This window comes from Amycolatopsis dendrobii (genome assembly GCF_014145675.1).
In the GTDB taxonomy this organism is placed as follows: domain Bacteria; phylum Actinomycetota; class Actinomycetes; order Mycobacteriales; family Pseudonocardiaceae; genus Amycolatopsis; species Amycolatopsis dendrobii.
Window position 1 is genome coordinate 11,310 of the sequence record NZ_JACGZW010000015.1, and the last position, 20,525, is coordinate 31,834.

The following is a 20,525-nucleotide window of genomic DNA, read 5'->3' on the forward strand; positions in this document are numbered from 1 at the left end:
CCCTCTCGCCGACCGGCTCAGGCCACGTCCCGACGCAGTGCTTCATAAGCGTACCGGCGGGCGATCTTCGTCATGTCGGTTTTGAAGATCTCGTCGTCGGTGAACTTCTGCAGCACCTTGGTGTCGTTCTCGATGCGTTCGATGAGCTTGTCCTCAAAGACGTTGTCGAAGACGTGCCCGAAGTCCTCCTCGTTGTTCGCGAACGCCGCGGCTTTCACCTTGGGATCCTTCATCGCGTCTCGCGCGGAGCCGCCGACCAGGTCGTCATCGCCGAGGTTGACGCCGAACTTCTCGTTGAGCCCGGCGATCAGCTCGGACAGCGAGACCCGTTCCGGCTCGTTGGCCCCGCCGGCGCCGTCGCCGGTGAAACCGGGCAGCATCTGGGCGCCTTCCGGGTCGAGGCTGACGTCGTACTCGCCGGTCCGGGTGATCCGCAGATGGGTGAGGTCGACCTGGCCGAGGTCGACTCCCGGGTCCTCGCGACGCGGCAGCCGGGACAGCAGGTACCTGCCGTACAGGTAGAGGCGTTCGAGTTCGGCGTCGGTGTAGGGCACGACCTGCGACAGGAACCCGTACTTGCGGACGTAGTCTCGGAGCGCGGAGCGGAACTCTTCGGCGGTCTCGGGGTCGTCCGCGGCGAGCTGGACGAAACGGTCTCGCGCGGGGTCGGTGAAGCGATACAGGTCGGCGTGGGCGCGTTGCCGTTGCTGATCCGTCTTGCCTGCCTGTTCTGCCCGCAGGTAGGCGGTGGCGAACGCGTCCATCTCGGACTCCACGAGGAGCGCGAAATCGCTCACCGTGCGCTGCGCGGCGTACAGCAGGTTCGGGTCGGTCGGTTCGGTGATGCTGCTTTCGAAGAACGGCTTGAACGCGATCCGGATCTCCTCGGCTTCGTTCGCGAGGTCGAGGACGAGGAGATCGTCCTGGCTCTTGAGCGGATGCGTGCGGTTGAGCCGCGAGAGCGTCTGCACCGCTGCGACACCCTGCAACTTCTTGTCGACGTACATCGTGGTGAGCAGCGGCTGGTCGAACCCGGTCTGGTATTTGTCGGCGACGACGAGGATCCGGTACTCCGGTTTCGGGTTCGAGGCGGCGTGCGGGTCGTCGGCGCGGGTGTAGTCGAACTTGTCCGTCAGCACCCGTTCGGAGAAGCCGTTGATGCCGGCCTCGGTCACCTTGTCCTCGGCGTTCTTGTCGACTTCGAGTTCGCCGGAGAACGCGACCAGCGTGCCGCAGTCGGTGTATCCGCGGACCTCGACGTATTCCTTGATCTTGCGATACAGCTTCACCGCGTGTTCGCGGGAGCGGGTCACGACCATCGCCTTGGCGCGGCCTTCCAATCGCGGCGCGACCATGCGGTGGAAGTGCTCGACGATGATTTCCGCGCGCTGTTCGAGGCTGGCCGGGCTGAGCACGGCGAACCGGGCCAGCTGCGCGCCGGCCTTGCGCTCGTCGACCTCCCGGTCGTCGGGGTTGGCGTTCGCCAGACGCCAGTAGGTCTTGTAGGTCAGGTAGTTGCGCAGGACGTCAAGAATGAAGCCTTCGTCGATCGCCTGTCGCATCGAGTACACATGGAACGGTTGCAGATTGCCGGTGACCGGATGAGGGGTGCCGAATAGCTCCAGCGTCTTGGGCTTCGGCGTGGCGGTGAACGCGAAGTAGGACAGCGTCTCGTGGCGGCCTCGGGCGAGCGCGGACGCGGTCAGCGGGTCGCCGTTTTCATCGATGTCGTCGCTGCCGAGCTTCAGCAGGACCTTCTTCAGCGCGGCCGACGATTCGCCGGACTGGGACGAGTGGGCCTCGTCGACGATGACGGCGAACTTCTTGCCTCGCAGGCCGCTGACCTTGTCCAGGACGAACGGGAAGGTCTGCAGCGTGACGACCAGGATTTTGGTGGTCTCGCCGGAGAGCGCCTGGGAGACCTGCTCCGACTTCGGGACACTCGACGCCTTGCCTTCGGGGTCGTCGCCGATGCGCGTGACGACGCCGGCTCGGTGCTCGAACTGGTGGATGGTGTGCTGCAGCTGCTTGTCCAACACGGTGCGGTCGGTGATCACGATGACCTTGTCGAACACCGGCTCGTTGGCTTGGCTGTGCAGGTTCGACAGCCGGTGCGCCAGCCACGCGAGGGTGTTCGACTTGCCCGACCCGGCCGAGTGCTGCACTAGGTAGTTGTGCCCCGCTCCGTGCGTTTCCGCGTGCTCGGTCAGGCGACGGACCGCGTGCCACTGGTGGAATCGGGGAAAGATCATCGGCAGCTCATGCGGACTTTTCCGGCGAGTGCCCGTCTCGGGCTTCGTCGGTTTCACCACGTGCAAGAAGCGGCGGATGATGTCGAGCCACGCCTCCCTGGCCCAGACCTGTTCCCACAAGTAGGACGTGCGGTAGCCGCCTTGCTTCGCCGGCGGATTGCCGGCGCCGCCGGTCTCGCCGGGTCCTTCGGAACCGGTGTTGAACGGCAGGAACCGGGTCTTCTCGCCGGCGAGCTTCGTCGTGACGAAGACGAGGTCGGGGTCGATGGCGAAGTGCACGAGGGCGCGGCGCGCGAACAGCAGTTCCTTGGGGTCGCGGTCCCGGCGGTACTGGGCTTTGGCGTGCTCGACGTTCTGCCCGGTCAACGGGTTCTTCAATTCGGCCGTGGCGACCGGGATCCCGTTGACGAACAAGGCCAGATCGAGCGACTTGTCGGGCGTGGTCCGTGAGTAGCGGAGCTGACGGGTCACCGTCAGGATGTTGCCGTTGTACTGGTCCAACGCGTCGTCGGCGAGGGTGTGCGCCGGGCGGAAGTACGCGAGGCGGAGCAGGACGCCACGGTCTTTGACGCCGTGCCGGAGCACGTCGAGCGCGCCGCGCGAGTCGATCTCCCGCGCCAGGTACTTCTTGAACCGGATCTGTGCCTCGTCCCGGCCGCCGTCGAACTCGACCAGGCGCTCCCACTGGTCTGCCTGGGTGCGCCCGATGAAGGTGAACACATCGACCGGGCACAGCCCGAGCTCGGGGTCGTAGTCGGCGGATCGCCCGCGTTCCCACCCTCCGTCGAGCAGCGACTTTTCGATCGCGTCCTCGAAGGCGATCTCCTTGTGCACGCTCATTTTCTCCCCTCCCGTTGGCCCGGGATCCGCGTCGTCACTGCAGCCCCAACCGGTGTTGTTCGGCCAGGATCACGCGACGCTCCTTCGGCACGGACTCGTCGTCGAGCACCGCCGGCCGGTGCATTCCGGCGTCGGTCGACCGCGCGTCGGATTCCTTCGCATCGCTCTTGCGTGCGAACTCGTCGAACAGCAACCGCTTGTTCTCTTGGATCTCTCGGATCCGTTCGTCCACACTGTCTTTGGCCAGTACCCGGTGGACCTGCACGGTGTGGATCTGTCCCATCCGGTAGGCGCGGGCGATCGCCTGCTCCTCGCTGCTGGGTTTCCACTGCGGCTCGGCGATCACCACGACCGAGGCGGCCTGGACATTCAGCCCGACGCCGCCGGCGTCGATCTGCGCCATCAGCACGGCACCGCCCTGTCGCCTGGTGAAGTCCTCGACCAGCTGCTGTCGCATCGGAGCCGAGACCGAGCCGGTCAACGGTCCCATCGCCAATTCGCCCAGCGCTCGGTGGATCGTGCCCAGCACGTCGAGGAAGAACGAGAAGACGATCGCCTTGCGTCCGTCCGCCACCGCTTCCTCGATGATCTCGCAGATGCGTTCCAGTTTCGCCGAATCCGCGGACTCGAAAGCCGCACGACGCATCCGCATGAGGTTCCGGCCCTGGACCGCATCGCGGTAGGCAGCCTCGTCCTGCCGTGTCGGTTGAACCCAGTCCTCGACCTCGATCTTGTCCGGCAGCTCGGTCAGCACGTCTTCCTGATTGCGGCGCAAGTAAACCGGCGCGACGGTACGTCGGAACGCCTTGGCACCGACGATCGCGTCCGCGGTCGTCACCGCGTGCGCGACGCGCGGCTGGAGGTAGCCGACGAGGTTGCGAAACTCATCGACCCGGTTCTCCATCGGCGTTCCGGTGAGGAACAACGCACGCTGAGCGCCCGTCAGCACCGCCGCGACCGCCTGCGAACGCTTCGCATCAGGGTTCTTGACGTAGTGGGCTTCGTCGACGACGAGCATCGCGATGTCGGCGTCTGCGAGGAAGTCCAGCGAACTGACCGTGCCGAACGTCGTGACCGCCACCCCGCCCTGGCTCAGCCACGTGCTGCCGTTAATGTCCCGATCGCGACCGTGCAGGAGATGCGCAGCCAAATCGGTGTGCCGCTCGATCTCCTTCATCCAGTTGATCTGCACGCTCGCGGGGCAGATCACCATGAAACGGTGCTGTCCTTTGGCGGCCATGTGCGCGAACACCGCGAGGGCTTCGACGGTCTTGCCCAGGCCCATTTCGTCGCCCAAGATCGAACGCTGCTGGTGGATGGCGTACTTCGCGCCGAACGCCTGGTATTCCCGCAGAGTCGTGTTGAGCAGGCTGGTGTCGAGCGGCTCGGCGGAGATCTTCTGCCGGAGCTCCGGCCCGATGAAACCTTCCGCAGCCTCGCGGTCGTCGACCTGCCCGGCACCGCCGACCGTCGACAGCAGCGCGTTAAACGCGGCGGCGTCGAGTTCGTAGTCCTGCCACAGCTGTTCGGGACGGTAGTTGCGCGGATCCGTGGCCTGTTCGGCGCTGTTGACGGTGTACTGCAGCGCGACAACGGCCGGATCAGCTAGGATCGCCTGCAGCTGCGCGACTGCTGCTCGCGCCTCTTCCTTCTTCTTGCGCCCCGCGAACGTCATCCGCCACGAGCTGGTGACACGTTCCGCTTGTGGGATCAGTGGCTGGGTTTGTTGCCCAAGCTGTGCGATCGGCCCGCGTAACGCCGACGCTGCGCTGTCCGCGTGCCGTGCGGCAGTCAAGGTGGCGAGCAGCTGGGTGTGGCCCACGGGTTTCGCGGCGGGATCCAGCCGGACGCGGGATTCCTTGCGGAGTTGGTCGGCGAGTTTTCTCGCCGCAGCAACGACTTCCTGCACAGTGTGGCTACCGACGCCGGGAACCTGTTCCAAGTGCCCGGGGTGAGTCCGGAGGACGTCCGCGACGGTCCGGTAACCGCCGGCCTCCAGGCTCCCCAGCCGGGTTCCTTTGCTCATCAGGTCTTTGAGGTCGGCGACTGGGCGCTGCTGCAGGAGGGCGAACAGCTGCTCGTCGGCGAGCATCGCTGTCTGCTGTCGTGCGCTCTGCCGCAGGGCCTCGGGGAGCTGCAGGAGTTGGGTGCCGCGACGGACCAGGTCGGTCAACGCCGAGATGAGCTGCCGAGCCTGGTCCGCCGGCTTGACCCGGCCCGACGGCACGCTGGGTTGCGCTGGTGACGGATAGCCGCCAGTCATCGCGACTCCCTCTCCGCGCTCATGGTGTTACGCCCCGACCCCGGACCGCGCCGTCGTCACGTCCAGCTGCCCCGTGACCGCAGCAGTGATCAACGCCTGACGCCGCTCCTGAGACAAGCGGTCGGCTGCATCCAATGCTGAGCGCACTGATGCGTTCGCACTAATCATTTCGCCAAGGCTACGTACTCTTTCGCTCGCATCGTCAGGCACGGGAATCCTCATACGGCGAATTTGCTCGCCAGTAAGATGGGGAATCGTCGAAAGGTTTCCCTCCGCATCCAACATGCCAACGTGCTTCGCCAGGCGCAGCCAGTACATGAGCCATTCGACCGGGAGATCAGTGCGCGGCCGGACTCGATGCAAGGACTTCTGGTAATAACATTCACCAAAATCACCCGACCACACCGCCGACTCAGCCACTCCGGCACCGCCCTCGCAGACTAGCAAGTCACCCGAACGCAGCTCGTAACGACGTCTCTCGTTGGGGTCGAAGTTCATTGCAGCAACGTCTGAATGATCAACGTCATACCAATGTATATTCGCATTTCGCATGTACGGACGGAGGTTTTGACCAATGGTACGCTCCGGATTAAGCATCTTGCCAAGCTGTACGTTGTAATATGCATAAACTGGACCGATTTTCCAGCTTTGCGGAATTTTCCCCAGCCATGGCCACGGGGACAGGTGCCTCGGTCCAGTCTGGTCAAAGCCAGCAAGGGTGGCCGAGATATACGACAACTCGCGCTCTTCGAAAGCCCTCCGCTGCAACTGTCGCGTGTGAAGCATTGCGTCCACGCGGGAGGTTTCGGCGTCGAGGAAGTCGGCGATTCGCCGCTGCTCCTCCAACGGCGGGACGTTGACCGGGACCTCGGCGAGGGCACCGCCAGACAACTCTTGAAAGGTTGACCCCATCCCACGGCTTTGAAGCTGTTGCGTCATGGCGGACAGTTGGTAGACGAAAAATCGCGCGTCAACACGTCGAAGCGGAACCAGTGCCCGGCAGCCCTGATTGAAAGCCATTGGTGCTGTAACACGAGCAACGTAACCAATCGGAGCTCGAGTGGAGATCAGGATTGAGTCGCTGCCGACAATAGAAGATCCGCTCAGTGCGCCCTGTCTCGTCAGGGTTCTCTGCGTAGAATTGAGGACGCCATCGGCTGAGTTCAGGTCAACCGGCGTTGCCCACGGCACATCGCCGCCCCAGTTGTCCTCAGCGGCTGTAGGAGTTCCACCGTTGACGACCCGGAAAATACGGCGAATTGGGATTGCTTCTGCGCTCACTGAGTCACCTCGGCCAGTAGGCGCTGGATTTCGGACTCCAGCTGCTTCAGCTCAGCGTCGATCTCGGCGAGCGGCCGGGGCGGCGTGTACACGTAGAAATGCCGCGTGAAGGGGATCTCGTACCCGATCTTCGCCTTGCTTTCGTCAATCCAGGCGTCCGGCACGTGCGGAAGGACTTCCCGCTCAAGGTACGAGTGGATGTCGTCCAGCAGAGGCACGTTCTCGTTGTCGCGTAGGTCCGGGTCGGGCAGCGGCGAGCCGTGTTTGTCGAGCTGCACTTCGCCCTCGGGGTCGGAGACCGAGACCGCTGCCCACACCGCCTTCTTCACGGGAGCCGGCAACGCCGAAAGACCACCGGAAAGCGCCTCCGACAACAGCTTCGTGAAGTCCTGCTTCCGCCAGATGACGGGTTGGTCGACCAGTGTGCGCAGATCGGATATCAACCCGGCACGGCCCTCGTACTTCGCGAGCGGCTTCGAAGCCTCGAGCTCCGCCAAGGCATCCTCTGTCACCTCGAAGCGCAGCTTCAACGGCCGTTCCACGGTGATGCGCTGGTAACCGAAGTCCGTGGTCGGGAAGACTTTCACCTTCCCGTGCAACGGATGCGAAGCATCCTCGGCCGCGGACAAAGCCTCACCGTACAGCGACGTCAGCTCGGCGATCTTGTCGTCCGGAACGAACTTCCGTTTGTCCCCCAACGACTTCCGCATCTTGGACCAGTACTCGCGAGCGTCGAGCAGAATTACCTTGCCCTTGTGCGCCGCGTCCTTGCGGTTGCTCAAGATCCAGAAGTACGTCGAGATTCCGGTGTTGTAGAAGAGCTGGTCCGGCAGCGCGACGATCGCCTCGAGGAGGTCGTTCTCGAGGATCCACCGCCGGATCTCCGACTCGCCCGAGCCGGCGGCCCCGGTGAACAGCGGGCTGCCGTTGAAGACGATGGCGATGCGGCTGCCGCCCTCGTCTGGGCGCTTCATGTGGTGGATCATGTGCTGCAGGAACAACAACGATCCGTCGTTGATGCGTGGCAGGCCAGCGCCGAACCGTCCGGCGAAGCCGATCTCTGCTTCGCGCTCGACGTCGTCCTTGACCTTCTTCCACTCCACCCCGAACGGCGGGTTCGCGAGCAGGTAGTTGAACCGCTGGCCGTAGTGCTTGTCGTGGCTGAAGGAGTTGCCGAAGCGGATGTTGTCGGCGTCCTCGCCCTTGATCATCATGTCCGACCGGCAGATGGCGTAGGACTCGGGGTTGAGCTCCTGGCCGTAAACTTTCACCGTAGCGTCCGGGTTGTGGTCGAGGATGAACTCCTCGGCCGCGGTGAGCATGCCGCCGGTTCCGCAGGCCGGGTCGAGCACGGTCTTGACGACGCCCGGCGTGACGAGGTCGGCGGTGTCCGGGGCGAGCAGGAGGTTCACCATGAGCTTGATGACTTCGCGCGGGGTGAAGTGTTCACCGGCCGTCTCGTTGGAGATTTCCGAGAACCGTCGGATGAGTTCCTCGAATAGATAGCCCATCTGGTGGTTGTTGACCGCGGCCGGGCTGAGGTCGATCTCGGCGAACTTGCTGGCGACCTGGTAGGCGAGGCCGGTGTTGTCGAGGCGGGTGAGCTGGGTGTCGAAGTCGTAGGACTCGAAGATCTCCTGCGCGTTCGCGGTGAATCCGCGGATGTAGGAGCGGAGGTTCTTGGCGACGTTGTCCTGGTCGCGCACGGAGGCGGCGAAGTCGAGTCGGCTGGTGTTGACGAAGCTCAGCCCGCCGGCGGCCCGCTTGAGCATGCCCTCCATGTTCGTGATGCCCTGCTTCTCCCGCTTTTCCTTCTCGGCGAGGACGGCGTCGCGGGTCGGAGCGAGAACGCAGTCCAGCCGGCGCAGGACGGTGAACGGCAGGATCACCTTGCCGTACTCGGACTGCTTGTAGTCGCCGCGCAACAAGTCGGCCACCGACCAGATGAAACCGGCCAGCTCGGTGTGTTTGCTGCTCACTTCCGTCCCCTCGGGGTGGTGCTCGTCGTCATCGGATTCTCTGTATACCTGTCGTTGCGCATCGTCATCATGTTGCAGGCTTCTGGCTCGGGCGCCCGGTCGGGGCGAGTGCGCCCGCGGCGAGGCCGTCGTTCAAGGACCGGGTCAGGTCGTGGCCCAGGTTCGAGGCCCGGCTCAGCGTGGCGTCGAAGCGAGCAAGAAGTTCGAAGGCGGCAGCGTACTTGCGCTGCTCAGCGATGGGTACGCGCGGCACTTCGACCCGACGGACATCGACGCGATGGGTACCGGACATCGTCGACGCGAACCGCAGCGAATCCCGGCTGCGGAGGAAGCCGGCGAGAAACCACGAGTCGATCTGGTCGGGATCCGGCCGCAGCAGCTGCACGTGCGGCCCGAGGGCTGCGCCGGGCTCGGTGACGACGAGGGCGACCGCTCTCGTCAACACCGTCGGCACGAGCACGTCGCCCGGGAGAACGGCGGTGTGCTCCGTTCCGGCGGGGATTCGACCGGAGGGAGGCTCACCCGAAATGACGTCCCGCGCGGTGTAAACAGGCAGGCCGTCCCCTCCGGTCTGAACCTCCAGCCGGCCCGCCTGCTGCCGCACGCTGACCGCGCCAGAGCGTTGCAGCTCGGCGATCGAGACGGTGGCCTTGGGGCCGGTGTCCATGTGCGTGGGCTGCACGTCCGGCAGAAGCTCGGCGAGGTCGTCGAGCAGCTTCGCGAACGAGCGTTGGGTCGTGCGCAAGGCCGCGATATCCAGTTCGGTAGCCGGACGCAGGTATCGCGCAGGGGTCAGGTCCACCTCGTCGTCGAGGAGGTCGATCACCGGCCGCACGGTGTGCCTGCCGGGTTCCTCGGCGACCGCGGCAGGGTCGGCGAGGAAGCTCTCCCAGACCGGATCGACGCGCTCGCGCAGTGCCCGCCAGCCGATGTCGTCGATGCGCTGGGGCAGCCCGGCGGTGCCGTCGACGAACAGGACTCGGGTGTCGGGCGCCTGCTCGGCAGGTTGCTCCAAGACCCACAGCTGCAGCGAGAGTCCCAGTGGTGGTGCGGCGCCCGCCGGGAGTTGGACGATCGCGCGAACCGCGCCGCGGCGGAGCAGCTCGGCGCGGATGGGTCGGCCCGAGCGTCGGGACGCGGCCGCGGGCGGCATCAACACCACGGCCCGCCCGCCCGGGCGGAGATGGGCCAGGCAGTGCTGCACCCAGGCCAGTTCGGATTCGCCCTTCGGCGGGAGCCCGAAGGCCCAGCGCTGGTCGTAGGCGAGTTCCTCGGCACCCCAGTTCCGGTCGTTGAACGGCGGATTGCAGACCACTGCGTCGGCCCGCAAGTCCGGGAAAGCGTCGGCGCGCAGTGAGTCACCGGTTTCGATCGCGGACTCCGCGCCGCCAAAGGCAAGCCCCGCGACGGCCAGCCGCGCGAGCGACGGGTCCACTTCTTGTCCGGCTGCGTGGATCCCGGCCTTCGTCCGTGCCGCCGTCCGCAGCAGGGTGCCCAGGCCGCACGCGGGATCGAAGACCGAGCCGGCGAGCGGCGCGACGAGGTCGGTCATGAGCCGGGCCAGGTCCGGCGGGGTGACCGCCATCGTCCGCCAGTTGGACGCGACGAACCGTCCGCACAATTCGTCGAACGCAGGCTCGGCTCCGCCGTCCGCGGCGAGCGCGTCGAGGGAGTCTCGGGTGCGTTTGTCCAGCGTCGTCGTCGGATGCCGGCCGGCCAGGTACTCCCCAGCAGCGGCGACCCGATCGACAACCGGGTCGGAGCCGGACGTGGCGAGTCGTTGCCAGACGAGCTCCCGTGCCGACTCCGTGCCGAGTTTTCCCTGGTCCTCGAGCCAGCTGAGGATCTCCGCCGAGCGGAACCGGGGACTCGTGTCGGTCCCGCCGACCGGCTGGGGGAAGTCCGTGAACCGCTTCCGCCAGTTGCTCACCGCCGCCCGGCCGACGCCCGCGAGCCGAGCGATCTCCGACGCTGTCACCTCGGACTCGTCCACCACGTGCCTCTCCTCAATCGAGTTGCCAGTGAACCTACCACACATCGAAATAACTTGTTGACATAGTTCACAGGCAATGCTCTTATTGGGTTCGTCATCGAGTCACGGTGCCGAGAAGGGCCGATGACCGTTCCGAATCCGCGCCGGGCGCAGGGTCGACCGCCGCAGCGAACAGAGGAGGACGCCATGCGTTTCCTGCACACGGCCGACTGGCAGCTGGGGATGACCCGGCATTTCCTGTCGGCGGAGGCCCAAGCCCGCTTCTCCGACGCCCGGCTGGCGGCCGTGCGGGCGATCGGAGACCTCGCGACGGAGCAGCAGTGCGAGTTCGTCGTCGTCTGCGGCGACGTGTTCGACGCGAACCAGTTGAGCCCCCAGGTCGTCGGCCGGGCGCTCGAAGCGATGGCGTCGATCCCGGTCCCCGTGTACTTGCTGCCGGGCAATCACGACACGATTGACGCCGGTTCCGCATACCGCTCGGCAGCGTTCAAGCGCGGTTGCCCGGACCACGTGCACGTCCTGGCCGAGCCCGGCGTGCACGAGATCGCGCCGGGCGTCGAACTGGTCGCCGCGCCGCTGAACGTCAAGCATCCACTCGCCGACCTGCCCGGAGACCAGTGCCGCGCACTGACCCCGAAACCCGCGGTGCAGCGAATTCTCGTCGGGCACGGTGCCGTCGACACCCTCAGTCCGGACCCGGGCAATCCCGCGACGATCCGCACCTCCACCCTGACCGAGGCGCTGTCGGACGGACGGATCCACTATGTCGCGCTGGGCGACCGGCACTCCACGACCCAGGTCGCCGGCCGCGCGATCTGGTACTCCGGTGCCCCCGAGGTCACCGACTTCACCGAGACCGACCCGGGAAACGTCCTCGTGGTCGACCTCGACCGCGACCTCGAGGCCAGGGTGACGACCCACCGGGTCGGCACCTGGTCGTTCCTCGCCCCGGAACGCCACCTCAACAACTCCGCCGACGTGACAGACCTCGATCGCTGGCTGCTCGGCCTGCCGAACAAGGACCGGACCGTCGTGAAGCACCGCCTGGTCGGCAGCATCAGCATCACCGACAAGGCACGGCTCGACGACATACTCGCCGCGCATTCCGATGTCTTCGCGTCGCTGTACCCGCACCTGCGGCGGACCGATCTCGCCGTACTGCCCGATGATCACGACTTCGCCGATCTCGGGTTGTCCGGCTTCGTGGCGACCGCGGCCCGGGAGCTGGTCGGCGCAGCCGCCGGCAATCCCGCTGTCCAGGACGCGCTCAGTTTGCTCTACCGACTCGTCAGGAGCGAAGCATGAAGATCCACTATGTCCACTTGCGGAACTTCCGCGGCGTGACCGACCGGCGAGTCGACTTCGCCGACTCCGGCGTCACCGTCGTCGAAGGCAGCAACGAAGTCGGCAAGACGAGCATGGTCGAAGCAATCGACCTGCTGCTGAAAAGCCCGGACTCCGCGAAAACCAGCCACGTCCTCGCCGTCCAATCGAAGGGCGTGGACATCGGGCCGGAGGTCGAAGCCGAAATCACGGCCGGCCAATACCGGTTCGTCTACCGCAAACGGTGGCTCAAGCGGCCCGAAACCACGCTGCGCGTCAACGAACCCGCGCCGGCCGATCTGACCGGCCGGGAAGCGCACGACAGGGTGAAGCAGATCCTTGAGGAGACGCTCGACGACGGACTCTGGGCGGCGCTGCGCGTCGAACAAAACCAGCCGATCAGCCAAAGCGCGTTGGGCGGTAACGATTCCCTGGCACGCGCACTGGACGCAGCCGGGGGCGGTGCGCGGGAAACCGGCGGAGAGTCAACGCTTTTCGAGCGCGTCGAACGCGAGCTCGAGAAGTACTGGACGCCGGGCGGCAAGCCGAAAGCCGAGCTGAAGGCCGCGGCGGAGCGCCGCGCCGAAGCCGAGGGCGCGGTGGCGTTCGCCGAGGCGTCGCTGCGGGAAGTGGAGCGCGACGTCGAGCGACACGCCGTAGTAGCCCGGGAGCTCCAGGACCTGGCCGCCGGCAAGGTCGAGCAGGAATCGGAACTGGGGGAGTGGGAACGTCGACGGCGTGACCTCGACGAGCAGCGCGCTCTCGTGGCAAGCCTGGCCGACCGATTCAAGGCCGCGTCCGCGGAGGCCGAGACGGTCGCCGCCGCAGTCGCACAACGGCGCGAGCTCGTGTCGGCGGTGGCGGCGCAGGAGCACGCGGTGGAGGCGACCGGCAACGAGGTTTTCCAGGTGCAAGCCACCGCAGACCTCGCGCAAGGCCTCACGCGTGAGGCCGCGGCGGCGTTGAACGCGACACGGCTGGCTTTCGACGAAGCAACGCTCGCGGAACGCCGCGCGGCTGACGACGTTCATTACCTCCGCGACCAGGCCGAGCTCGACAACCTCGAGCGACGCGAATCGCGCGCGGTGGAGGCCATCCGGCAGCGCGACAGCGCGGATGCATTCCTCGCGGTCTGCGCACTCGACGAAGCAGGTTTCGCGGAGCTCGAATCCGCGTACGCCAAGCGGCGAGAAGCCCAGGCGGTGCTCGAAGCCGGCGCACCGACCGTCGCGCTCGACGCGTTCACCACGCTCGACCTCATCGTCAACGGGGAACGAACCGCCCTGGCTGCCGGTGCCAGCATGCGTCAATCGGTGACCGACGTCCTGGAACTCGTCTTTCCCGATCTCGCCGCTGTCCGGATCGAGCCCGGCGGCGGCCAGGATCTCAAGCAGGCAGCCGAGAACGCCGACGCCGAGTATCAGCGCCGATGTACCGACCTAGCCGTCTCGGACATCGCCGAAGCCCGGGACGTGATCGCCGCACGCCGCGCGACAGAAGGCAGCCGACGCGAGGCCGAACACGCGTTGGAACTCGCGCTCGAGGGCCGGACCCTCGACGACCTTCGCAGCGACCGCGTTCGGCTCTCCGCCCGCGTCGGCGCCCGCGCTGACGTCGGCGATCTCCCGGCCGACCTCGAATCGGCCACGGCCGTCGAACTCGACACCCGCGCGCAGGCCGAATCGGCGCGTCGCAAGCTGTCCGACGCCGCTGACCTCCATCAGGAACGTCAAGCCGCGGAAACCGAGGCGGCCAAGACCGCGATCGCACTGAGCACGCGATGGTCCTCCATGCAAGAACAGCTCCAGATCATGCGGGAGGAACTGGCGAGCGCGCGTATCGAGGACACCGACGAGTCGCTGACCGCGAAACTGGCCGACGCCCAGGCTGCCAGGTCCGACGCCCGGCTCGCCCTGGAGGGCGCCGAGGCAAACCTCGCCGCCCAGGACCCGGACACCGTCGAAGCGCGGGTAGCCGCTGCACATGAGTGGGGCAGCCGCCTCCAGAACGATCACGACGCTCGTACTTCCGAGCTGGACAAACTGACCGGCCGCCTCGACCTCGCCGGCTCGGAAGGCCGTCAAGATCGGCTCGATCAGGCTCGAACGGCGCAGGAAGAGGCCGACCGGCAGTACGACAACCTGTACCTGCGAGCCAATGCCGCCCGGCTTCTGTACGAAAAACTGCGGGACGCCCGGGAAACGGCCAAACAGGCCTACGTCAAACCCTTCCGCGACCAGATCGAGCGGCTCGGCCGAATCGTCTTCGGGCAGTCACTGAAGCTGGACATCGACAGCGACCTCCGCATCGCCAACCGCACACTCAACGGCGTCACCGTCGGCTACGACGATCTCTCGACAGGCGCGCGCGAACAGCTGTGCATCGTCTCCCGCCTCGCCTGCGCCGCACTGATCGACCCGGTCGACGGAGCCCCGGTGATCATCGACGACGCGTTGGGCCACAGCGACCCGGACCGACTCGCCCGCATGGGCGCCGTGTTCGCCGCGGCGAACAGCAAGTCGCAGATCATCGTGCTGACGTGCACCCCGGACCGCTACCGCCGCGTCGGCGCCGCCACCGTCATCCCGGTCCAAGCCGACGAACCTCGGCTCATCAAGGACATCCCGGAGCACGAAGCAAGCCTGACCCCAGCGGACGCCATCCTCACCTGCCTCGAACGAGAAGGCCGACAAATCGGCAAAGCCGAGATCATCCGCCGCAGCGGAATCGACGACACCCAGTGGGGACCGGCAATCCGCTCACTGCTCGAGCAGGAACAGGTCCAGAAAACCGGCGACCGTCGCGGTGCGGTGTACAGCATCAATCGATGAGTTGCACGGAACGCGCCTTCTTCCCGGCGTCGTCCCTTCGCTGGTACTGAATGACACCGCCCGATTCCGGCCCTCCGTGCCAGGTCCTTCTCAGATGAGGCGCATCCATGACACCGCGCGCAGAGCCCGACCTCGAACTCGAAAATGCCGCCAAGGCTGCGGGGGAAGGAGACCCAGCAGCGATCAGCGCGGTGCTGGCCACCATCCAGCCGAAGGTGATCCGGTACTGCCGAGCCCGAATCGGCCCCTCTCGCCAGGGCTACGCCTCAGCCGACGACGTCGCGCAAGATGTGCTGCTCGCGGTGTTCACCGCGCTCCCATCTTATCGGGACGAAGGCAAGAGCTTTCTCTCCTTCATGTTCGGCATCGCAGCCCACAAGGTCGCGGACTTTCACCGAAAACAGCGCCGCGAGCCATCCACGGCCGTCGCCGACGTCCCCGAGCGAGCGGATTCCGGCAACGGCCCCGAACAGGCGCTGTTGCAGGCAGAAATGCGGCAGATGGTGCGAGACCTCGTCGGCACGTTGCCGGAGAAACATCAGGACGTCCTGGTCCACCGCATCATGGGAGAAATGACCTCGGAGGAGACCGCCGAACTTCTGTCGTCCACGCCCGGTGCAGTGCGCGTTGCCCAGCACCGTGCGCTCAACAGCCTCCGCCGACGGGTGACCCGGCAGCGATGACCAGCACCACCCCGTCCCCGCCGGCGCCAGCGAGATCCTTCGTGAGCGAGGCATGATGGTTGGCCAGGTGAGCGAGTGTTTGGTTCCGCCCAGCGAACCCATCTAGCCCGTGAACACACCTGCTGGCCGGCCGGAGCCGTCGAGAACCGGACGCACGTACCGTCGAAGCTGCGGCTGCTGCGCGCACTGGAGCTTCCAGTCGATGCCGTTGCGACCTCCGGCGAACGGGGCACCGCCAAATCTGAACCAGCGTTTTCGGGCGGGTGATCGTTTTAGCGTCGGGCGAGCCCGACGAGATTATTTACGTTGGTGATCAATTGGCTGGTCTCACGTGGGGGTGCGCCACGAGGCGTTATTTGACCGAGCGGAGGTGAAAGGACTCCACGCCGTCTGTCGTGACAGACGGCGTGGAGCTGAGGGCAGTCTAAACCCGGAGATGCGGGTAAGGGCGGCAAGCAGCCCTGATAAAGCCGGGACGCGCAGGTACTGCCAGACGGTCCGGGTCTGGCGAGCAAGACGGAAAGGTATACGTGCAGAAACCAGTGAGTAACGCTAACGCTCCCCCATGTTGACGCAGGTGGTGCGCGCTGAGTGGCGCGACGGGCCTGGTTCAGCTCCGGCATCGGCTATCTGAGCTGAGCCGGTTTCAGCTGTCGTGTCCGGTCAGGTCAGCCCGTTCTGGTTAGCTGCGGCTTCTGTCCGGACCGCGTTCGCGAATTGGGCGTCGAGTCTTTCGTTGAGTCCCTCGATCTCGGCTTCGTCGAGATCCCCGTCCACGTCGTATTCGTTGTCATTGTCGGAGTACGAGCTGTCCGGCAGGTGGCAGCCGTTTTCGTCGAGGAGGTCTTCGAGTATGTCGTGGGCGGGCGTGCGGGGGGTGAGGAGCGTGATGCGGGGTTGGCTGCTGGCGAGTGTGTCTTCTTCGTCGGGATGGCTTGGCTCGAACCACGCAATGGCGTCTTCGATGAGGTCGGAGAGCGCCTCGGGATCGGCGATCCGGCCTCCCCCTCGGCGACCGCGGGGTTCTCCTGCCTCCAGCCGCTCCAGGACGTGCACGGGCGTCGCGACCGCGAGTGCCTCGATGTCGTCTGCTGCACGGCGTCGGCGGGGTTGCAGTCGGCTGCGACATCTGCGGCGGCTTGAAGCCAGTGCGCTGCGGCTATGGCTACGGCTGCCGCGGTCGGATCGATCGAGGTGAAGAGTTTTTGGGAGCCGGGCGGGCTGTCTCGGAACAGGTCGTCCGCAGCGGCCACTTGGAGCGGGGAGGCGTCTGCCCGGGTGAGGCAGAACGCTTGGCGTGCCCTGCCGGACAGGTCGCCGCGTTCCGTGTGTTCGACGGTGGTGAGCTCGTCTTGGACGTCAGTGACTGCCGGCCGCGACCGGCCGTCAACTCGCACTCGGCAGGCAGCCGTCGATGGCGTCGTTCCGCTGTTCCGTTGCCTACCCCTGCGGCATTGACGCCCGCCTTGGGCTTCGTATATCGCGAAATGGTCAAAGAGCGTAGTCGAGAATGACCTTGACTTACTGGTAAGTAGCCGAGCTCTCGCGCTCAGCTAGTTGAACGCGAACCGGCAACGGTGCCAAACCTTGCCTTCAACCTGGACGAACGAATGCAAACACGACAAACTCGAGAGGCGATGACGCTAGCGTGGAAGTAGTTGCATTGGGTCGATCCGGTTCGGCCATCTGGAGCGAATATTGACGGTTCTCCGCGGTCCGGCGGGTCGCGTTCACCCGTTCAGGGGTGGGTCAACTCGGAGGGTGTCGGTATCATCTCGTCGTTGAATATCTCGAATAATCATATCGGGTGACAGCGACGCTGAGGGGAACGCGTTCGTTATTTTTTGCGAGGGGGGCAATGGAGGGGGACATCTTTACGTGGCGAAGCGTCTTCGCTGCGTTTTCAAGAGGACGTCGGCAATCGGCTGGCTCTGTGTCTCAACGGGACGGGCTGGCCTGGGCCAACGTCCCGTCGATGCCGGAAACGGAGCGGGGTCGCGACCGCCGGCCGTGCCGCGAGCCCCTTGCCGGTGTCGCACGGGAGCCGAGACGAGCCGGTGATGGGGGGTTGCGAAAATGGGCGTCAGCCCAGTGCTCCCATGTCGGGAGTGGGGGCTCGAGCCGATCGGCAAACAGGCGGGTGACCGCGCGACTACGACTCTCCGAGCGATGAGCGAAGCTGAGGCCCGTCCTGCGGGCGCATCCGCCGCCAGAGACAGTGAGGGGCATTCTCGTGCTTCCGTGATCGTCCAGGTGCCAATCGACCTCCTGGTTCTCGACGCGTCGCCCCGGCTCTGCGGCGAGGACGAGGGGCACGTGCACCTCCTGGCCGAGTCGATATCGGCACTGCCGCCCATCGTCGTCCACCGTGCGACGATGCGGGTGATCGACGGAGCGCACCGGGTCCGAGCAGCCCGGCTGTCGGGCCGCCGCACGATCGCCGCCGAGTACTTCGACGGGGACGATCACGAGGCATTTGTCCTGTCGGTCCAGGCGAATATCGCGCATGGGCTGCCGCTCACCACAGCCGATCGCAAGGCGGCCGCGGAACGGATCGTCGACAGCTACCCGTCTTGGTCCGACCGCGCCATTGCGAAGGTGACGGGTCTGTCGCCGAAGACCGTCGGAGCTTTGCGGCCGCGACCTGGGGTCGATGACGCCGCTCCCAGCACACGGATCGGTCTGGACGGCCGGGTCCGTCCAGTCGACCACCGGACGTCCCGTCGGCGTGCCGCGGAGTATATGGCGGGTCACCCGGGGGCGACAGCGGACGACCTCATGCGCGTCTCCGGCCTGTCGCGGCGGACCGTGCGCAAAGTGCTGAGCGAACAGGCCACCGGTGACGAAGCCAGAGCTCAGCCACTGTCCTCCGTTCCGATCGACGATCACAGGTCGGCCGACGCTCGCGAACTCACCTGCGTTCTGCGGCGCGATCCCTCGCTTCGGTTCAGCGAGAGCGGCAGAGCGTTTCTCCGGATGCTTGGCGCCGCGGCACTGTGGGACGAGAACGCCGAGCGGATGATCGACGAACTGCCGCCGCACTGCATCGGAACACTGGCTGAGGCAGTGCGGAACTGCGCTCGTACTGTTCGGAACATAGCGGAGAAACTGGAGGCGAGAGAGAAGGAAGGTGCTTCGCGTAAAGCTGCGACGGAATGAGCAGGCCGCTGCCTCGGCGGCAACAGACGACATTCCTCAGTTGCCGCTCTGCCCCGATCAATCCGGTACAGGAGTCGCTTCCGGAGCTGTGCCCCGGCGGGTGAGGGGTGCCAACACCAGCCCGGTCGCCAGGAATACCGCGGTCAGACCGAACCAGCCCGCCTGGGTGCCGGTGGCCGCGAACCAGCCGAACAAGGACGGTGCGACGATCATGCTCAGATCGAATCCCATGTTGTAGAAGCCTTGATACCGGCCCAGCGCCGACTCAGGAGCCAGGTCGTACAGGAAGCACCAGGACGCGGTCCCGCACAGCACCTCGCCGCCCACTGCGGCCAGTGCGATCCCGATGACCGCGGCGACGGCAATCGCACCGCGGTCGGCGAGTGCTCCGACGGGGAACAGTGCTGCGGCCGCGGCGAGGAGGAGTGCGCCGATCCGGGCTGCCCTGGCCGCCGTGGGCACGTTGGTCACCCGGCGGCCGACCGGGATCTGGAAGGCCACGATGCCGCCCGTCTGCACGACCAGTGCAACGGACACCAGCCACAGCGGGACGTGCATCCGGCTGAGCACCCATAGCGGCAAGGCGATGGTGATCATCGATTCAGACAGCGTCAGCACGCCGTTGCCGATCGTCAGCAAGACGAACCGGTGGTCCCGCAACACGTTTGCCCGACCTGTACGAGGCGTCGCCTCTCGCGTCGGATCCGTCTTGAGCGGTGCGAGGTGCTTTCCGGCGGCTCGTACCAGCAGACCCGCGACCACGAAGGTCATTGCCTCGACGATAAAGCTGATACGGAATGCGACGATCGACCCGAAACTTAGTACCAGCGCGCCGAGACTGAGGCCGACGACCATCGCGATGTTGCTCAGCGATTTCAGCACAGCTCGGTAGGGGACCCGGTGTTCGGCGTCGACGGCCCGTCCGATCAGTGCGCCGATCACCGCCGCGCTGCCTCGTCCGCAGGCCACCAGCACGCTGAGCAGAATGAGCGCCAGCCATCCCGGGGCGACGGTGAAAGCCAGGGTGGCGGTGCCCATCAGCCATACCAGCACCGAGTAGACGACATGCCCGTCGCGGCGATCGGCCAGCCAGCCAGCCAGTGGCCCCGCGGCGATCCCCGCGACCGCGGCGAAACTCATGCCCGCGCCGTAGACCGACGGTGCCAGGCCCGCGTAGCGGATCAGGTAAATCGCCAGCGACGAGTAGGACAGGCCGGTGCCGAGGTAAAGAACCGACATCGAGATCGCAAAGAACCGTTCCCGTCTCCCCTTGAGTTCGTTCAACGACAGGGCGTCGCGTATAGGCCTCATGGACGAACCGTAGCAAAGGGACGACACCTGGGCGGCTGATTCGTCAAGGCCACTGGGGAAACAAAAAAATCGGCGGGCAAGGTGTCTCGCGCCGATGACAGCTGTCCATGTAACAGTCCTGCACCGGCTGATGCCTGTTGGCATTCCAGGTGATGTGCGATGCGGTGTCGGGAGTGTCGCGACGTCCTTGACCTTGGTTCGCCGCCGTGCGAACGTCATCGCGTTCGTTCGCCAAGGCTGCCACTCCTCCGAGGTAAGGAGAAAGAAGTGAAGGAACGCAATGAATACACGTCGACGCAGCTTGAATCGGCTGCCAAGGTCGCGCAGACAATGGACGCGATTGTGGGAAGGCTGACTTACGACAAGGAATTCGCGGCAGCTCTGGCCAACAACCCGCGTGAGGCTATGGAGAACGCCGGACTGCTGATGGAGAAGGATGCGGTCGAGATTTTCATGGCCACCGACGCAGATCGTTTCGACCGAGCCTGCGAGGCGCTTTTCACGCACGTGGACTCGGAGTTCCTGCACAAGTTGGTGATGCCTTCCTGCGGCCCCCTCTATACTGGGGAGCCGGACACCGTAAAGACCACTACGGTCTGATCAGGATCGG

12 protein-coding genes are annotated in these 20,525 nt (G+C 65.7%); 5 read left to right on the top strand and 7 right to left on the bottom strand.

Annotated elements, in window-relative coordinates:
* Positions 1-17: 17 nt before the first annotated feature.
* From H4281_RS36380 to H4281_RS36400, 5 genes are all read right to left on the bottom strand, one after another.
* Positions 18-3,092, bottom strand: coding sequence for a type I restriction endonuclease subunit R (locus H4281_RS36380; RefSeq protein WP_182895411.1), 3,075 nt, complete (start codon positions 3,090-3,092; stop codon positions 18-20).
* A 34-nt stretch (positions 3,093-3,126) separates the two neighbouring features.
* A complete protein-coding gene (locus H4281_RS36385) occupies positions 3,127-5,355 on the bottom strand; it encodes a DEAD/DEAH box helicase (RefSeq protein WP_182895412.1) in 2,229 nt (742 codons plus the stop codon).
* 27 nt (positions 5,356-5,382) lie between these two features.
* Entirely contained in the window at positions 5,383-6,636 is a 1,254-nt protein-coding gene (locus H4281_RS36390; protein WP_182895413.1) for a restriction endonuclease subunit S, read from the bottom strand.
* Positions 6,633-8,615 carry a type I restriction-modification system subunit M gene (locus tag H4281_RS36395; protein WP_182895414.1) on the bottom strand — a complete coding sequence of 661 codons (1,983 nt, stop codon included), beginning with the start codon at positions 8,613-8,615 and terminating at the stop codon, positions 6,633-6,635. The genes H4281_RS36390 and H4281_RS36395 overlap by 4 nt, the downstream gene beginning before the upstream one ends.
* Positions 8,616-8,682: 67 nt before the next feature.
* Positions 8,683-10,611 carry an N-6 DNA methylase gene (locus tag H4281_RS36400; RefSeq protein ID WP_220508386.1) on the bottom strand — a complete coding sequence of 643 codons (1,929 nt, stop codon included), beginning with the start codon at positions 10,609-10,611 and terminating at the stop codon, positions 8,683-8,685.
* 183 nt (positions 10,612-10,794) lie between these two features.
* Here H4281_RS36400 and H4281_RS36405 point away from each other — a divergent pair, with 183 nt between their 5' ends.
* From H4281_RS36405 to shbA, 3 genes are all read left to right on the top strand, one after another.
* Positions 10,795-11,913: a metallophosphoesterase family protein gene (locus H4281_RS36405; RefSeq protein ID WP_182895416.1), complete on the top strand. Its 1,119-nt coding sequence runs from the start codon at positions 10,795-10,797 to the stop codon at positions 11,911-11,913.
* Entirely contained in the window at positions 11,910-14,762 is a 2,853-nt protein-coding gene (locus H4281_RS36410) for an AAA family ATPase (protein ID WP_182895417.1), read from the top strand. The genes H4281_RS36405 and H4281_RS36410 overlap by 4 nt, the downstream gene beginning before the upstream one ends.
* A gap of 107 nt (positions 14,763-14,869) precedes the next feature.
* The gene (gene shbA / locus H4281_RS36415) at positions 14,870-15,445 is read left to right on the top strand and encodes an RNA polymerase sigma factor ShbA (protein WP_043830304.1); all 576 of its coding nucleotides are present in this window, start codon (positions 14,870-14,872) and stop codon (positions 15,443-15,445) included.
* Positions 15,446-16,108: 663 nt separating this feature from the next.
* Here the strand turns inward: shbA and H4281_RS36420 are convergent.
* Positions 16,109-16,501, bottom strand: a complete 393-nt coding sequence (locus tag H4281_RS36420; RefSeq protein ID WP_182895418.1) for a hypothetical protein — start codon at positions 16,499-16,501, stop codon at positions 16,109-16,111.
* A gap of 1,113 nt (positions 16,502-17,614) precedes the next feature.
* On the opposite strand from H4281_RS36420, the gene H4281_RS36425 reads away from it, so the two are divergent.
* Positions 17,615-18,604, top strand: coding sequence for a ParB/RepB/Spo0J family partition protein (locus H4281_RS36425; protein WP_158691503.1), 990 nt, complete (start codon positions 17,615-17,617; stop codon positions 18,602-18,604).
* 57 nt (positions 18,605-18,661) lie between these two features.
* On the opposite strand, the gene H4281_RS36430 is transcribed toward H4281_RS36425, so the two are convergent.
* On the bottom strand, positions 18,662-20,134 hold the full coding sequence (locus H4281_RS36430) for an MFS transporter (protein ID WP_182895419.1): 1,473 nt from the start codon (positions 20,132-20,134) through the stop codon (positions 18,662-18,664).
* A 48-nt stretch (positions 20,135-20,182) separates the two neighbouring features.
* On the opposite strand from H4281_RS36430, the gene H4281_RS36435 reads away from it, so the two are divergent.
* A complete protein-coding gene (locus tag H4281_RS36435; protein ID WP_043837235.1) occupies positions 20,183-20,515 on the top strand; it encodes a hypothetical protein in 333 nt (110 codons plus the stop codon).
* The last annotated feature ends 10 nt before the right edge of the window (positions 20,516-20,525 follow it).

Bases quoted from the DNA above. Each gene is read 5' to 3' on its own strand.
- H4281_RS36380 (WP_182895411.1), bottom strand. From the start codon at position 3,092: ATGAGCGTGCACAAGGAGATCGCCTTCGAGGACGCGATCGAAAAGTCG.
- H4281_RS36385 (WP_182895412.1), bottom strand. From the start codon at position 5,355: ATGACTGGCGGCTATCCGTCACCAGCGCAACCCAGCGTGCCGTCGGGC.
- H4281_RS36405 (WP_182895416.1), top strand. From the start codon at position 10,795: ATGCGTTTCCTGCACACGGCCGACTGGCAGCTGGGGATGACCCGGCAT.
- H4281_RS36410 (WP_182895417.1), top strand. From the start codon at position 11,910: ATGAAGATCCACTATGTCCACTTGCGGAACTTCCGCGGCGTGACCGAC.
- shbA (WP_043830304.1), top strand. From the start codon at position 14,870: ATGACACCGCGCGCAGAGCCCGACCTCGAACTCGAAAATGCCGCCAAG.
- H4281_RS36425 (WP_158691503.1), top strand. From the start codon at position 17,615: ATGAGCGAAGCTGAGGCCCGTCCTGCGGGCGCATCCGCCGCCAGAGAC.
- H4281_RS36430 (WP_182895419.1), bottom strand. From the start codon at position 20,134: ATGACGTTCGCACGGCGGCGAACCAAGGTCAAGGACGTCGCGACACTC.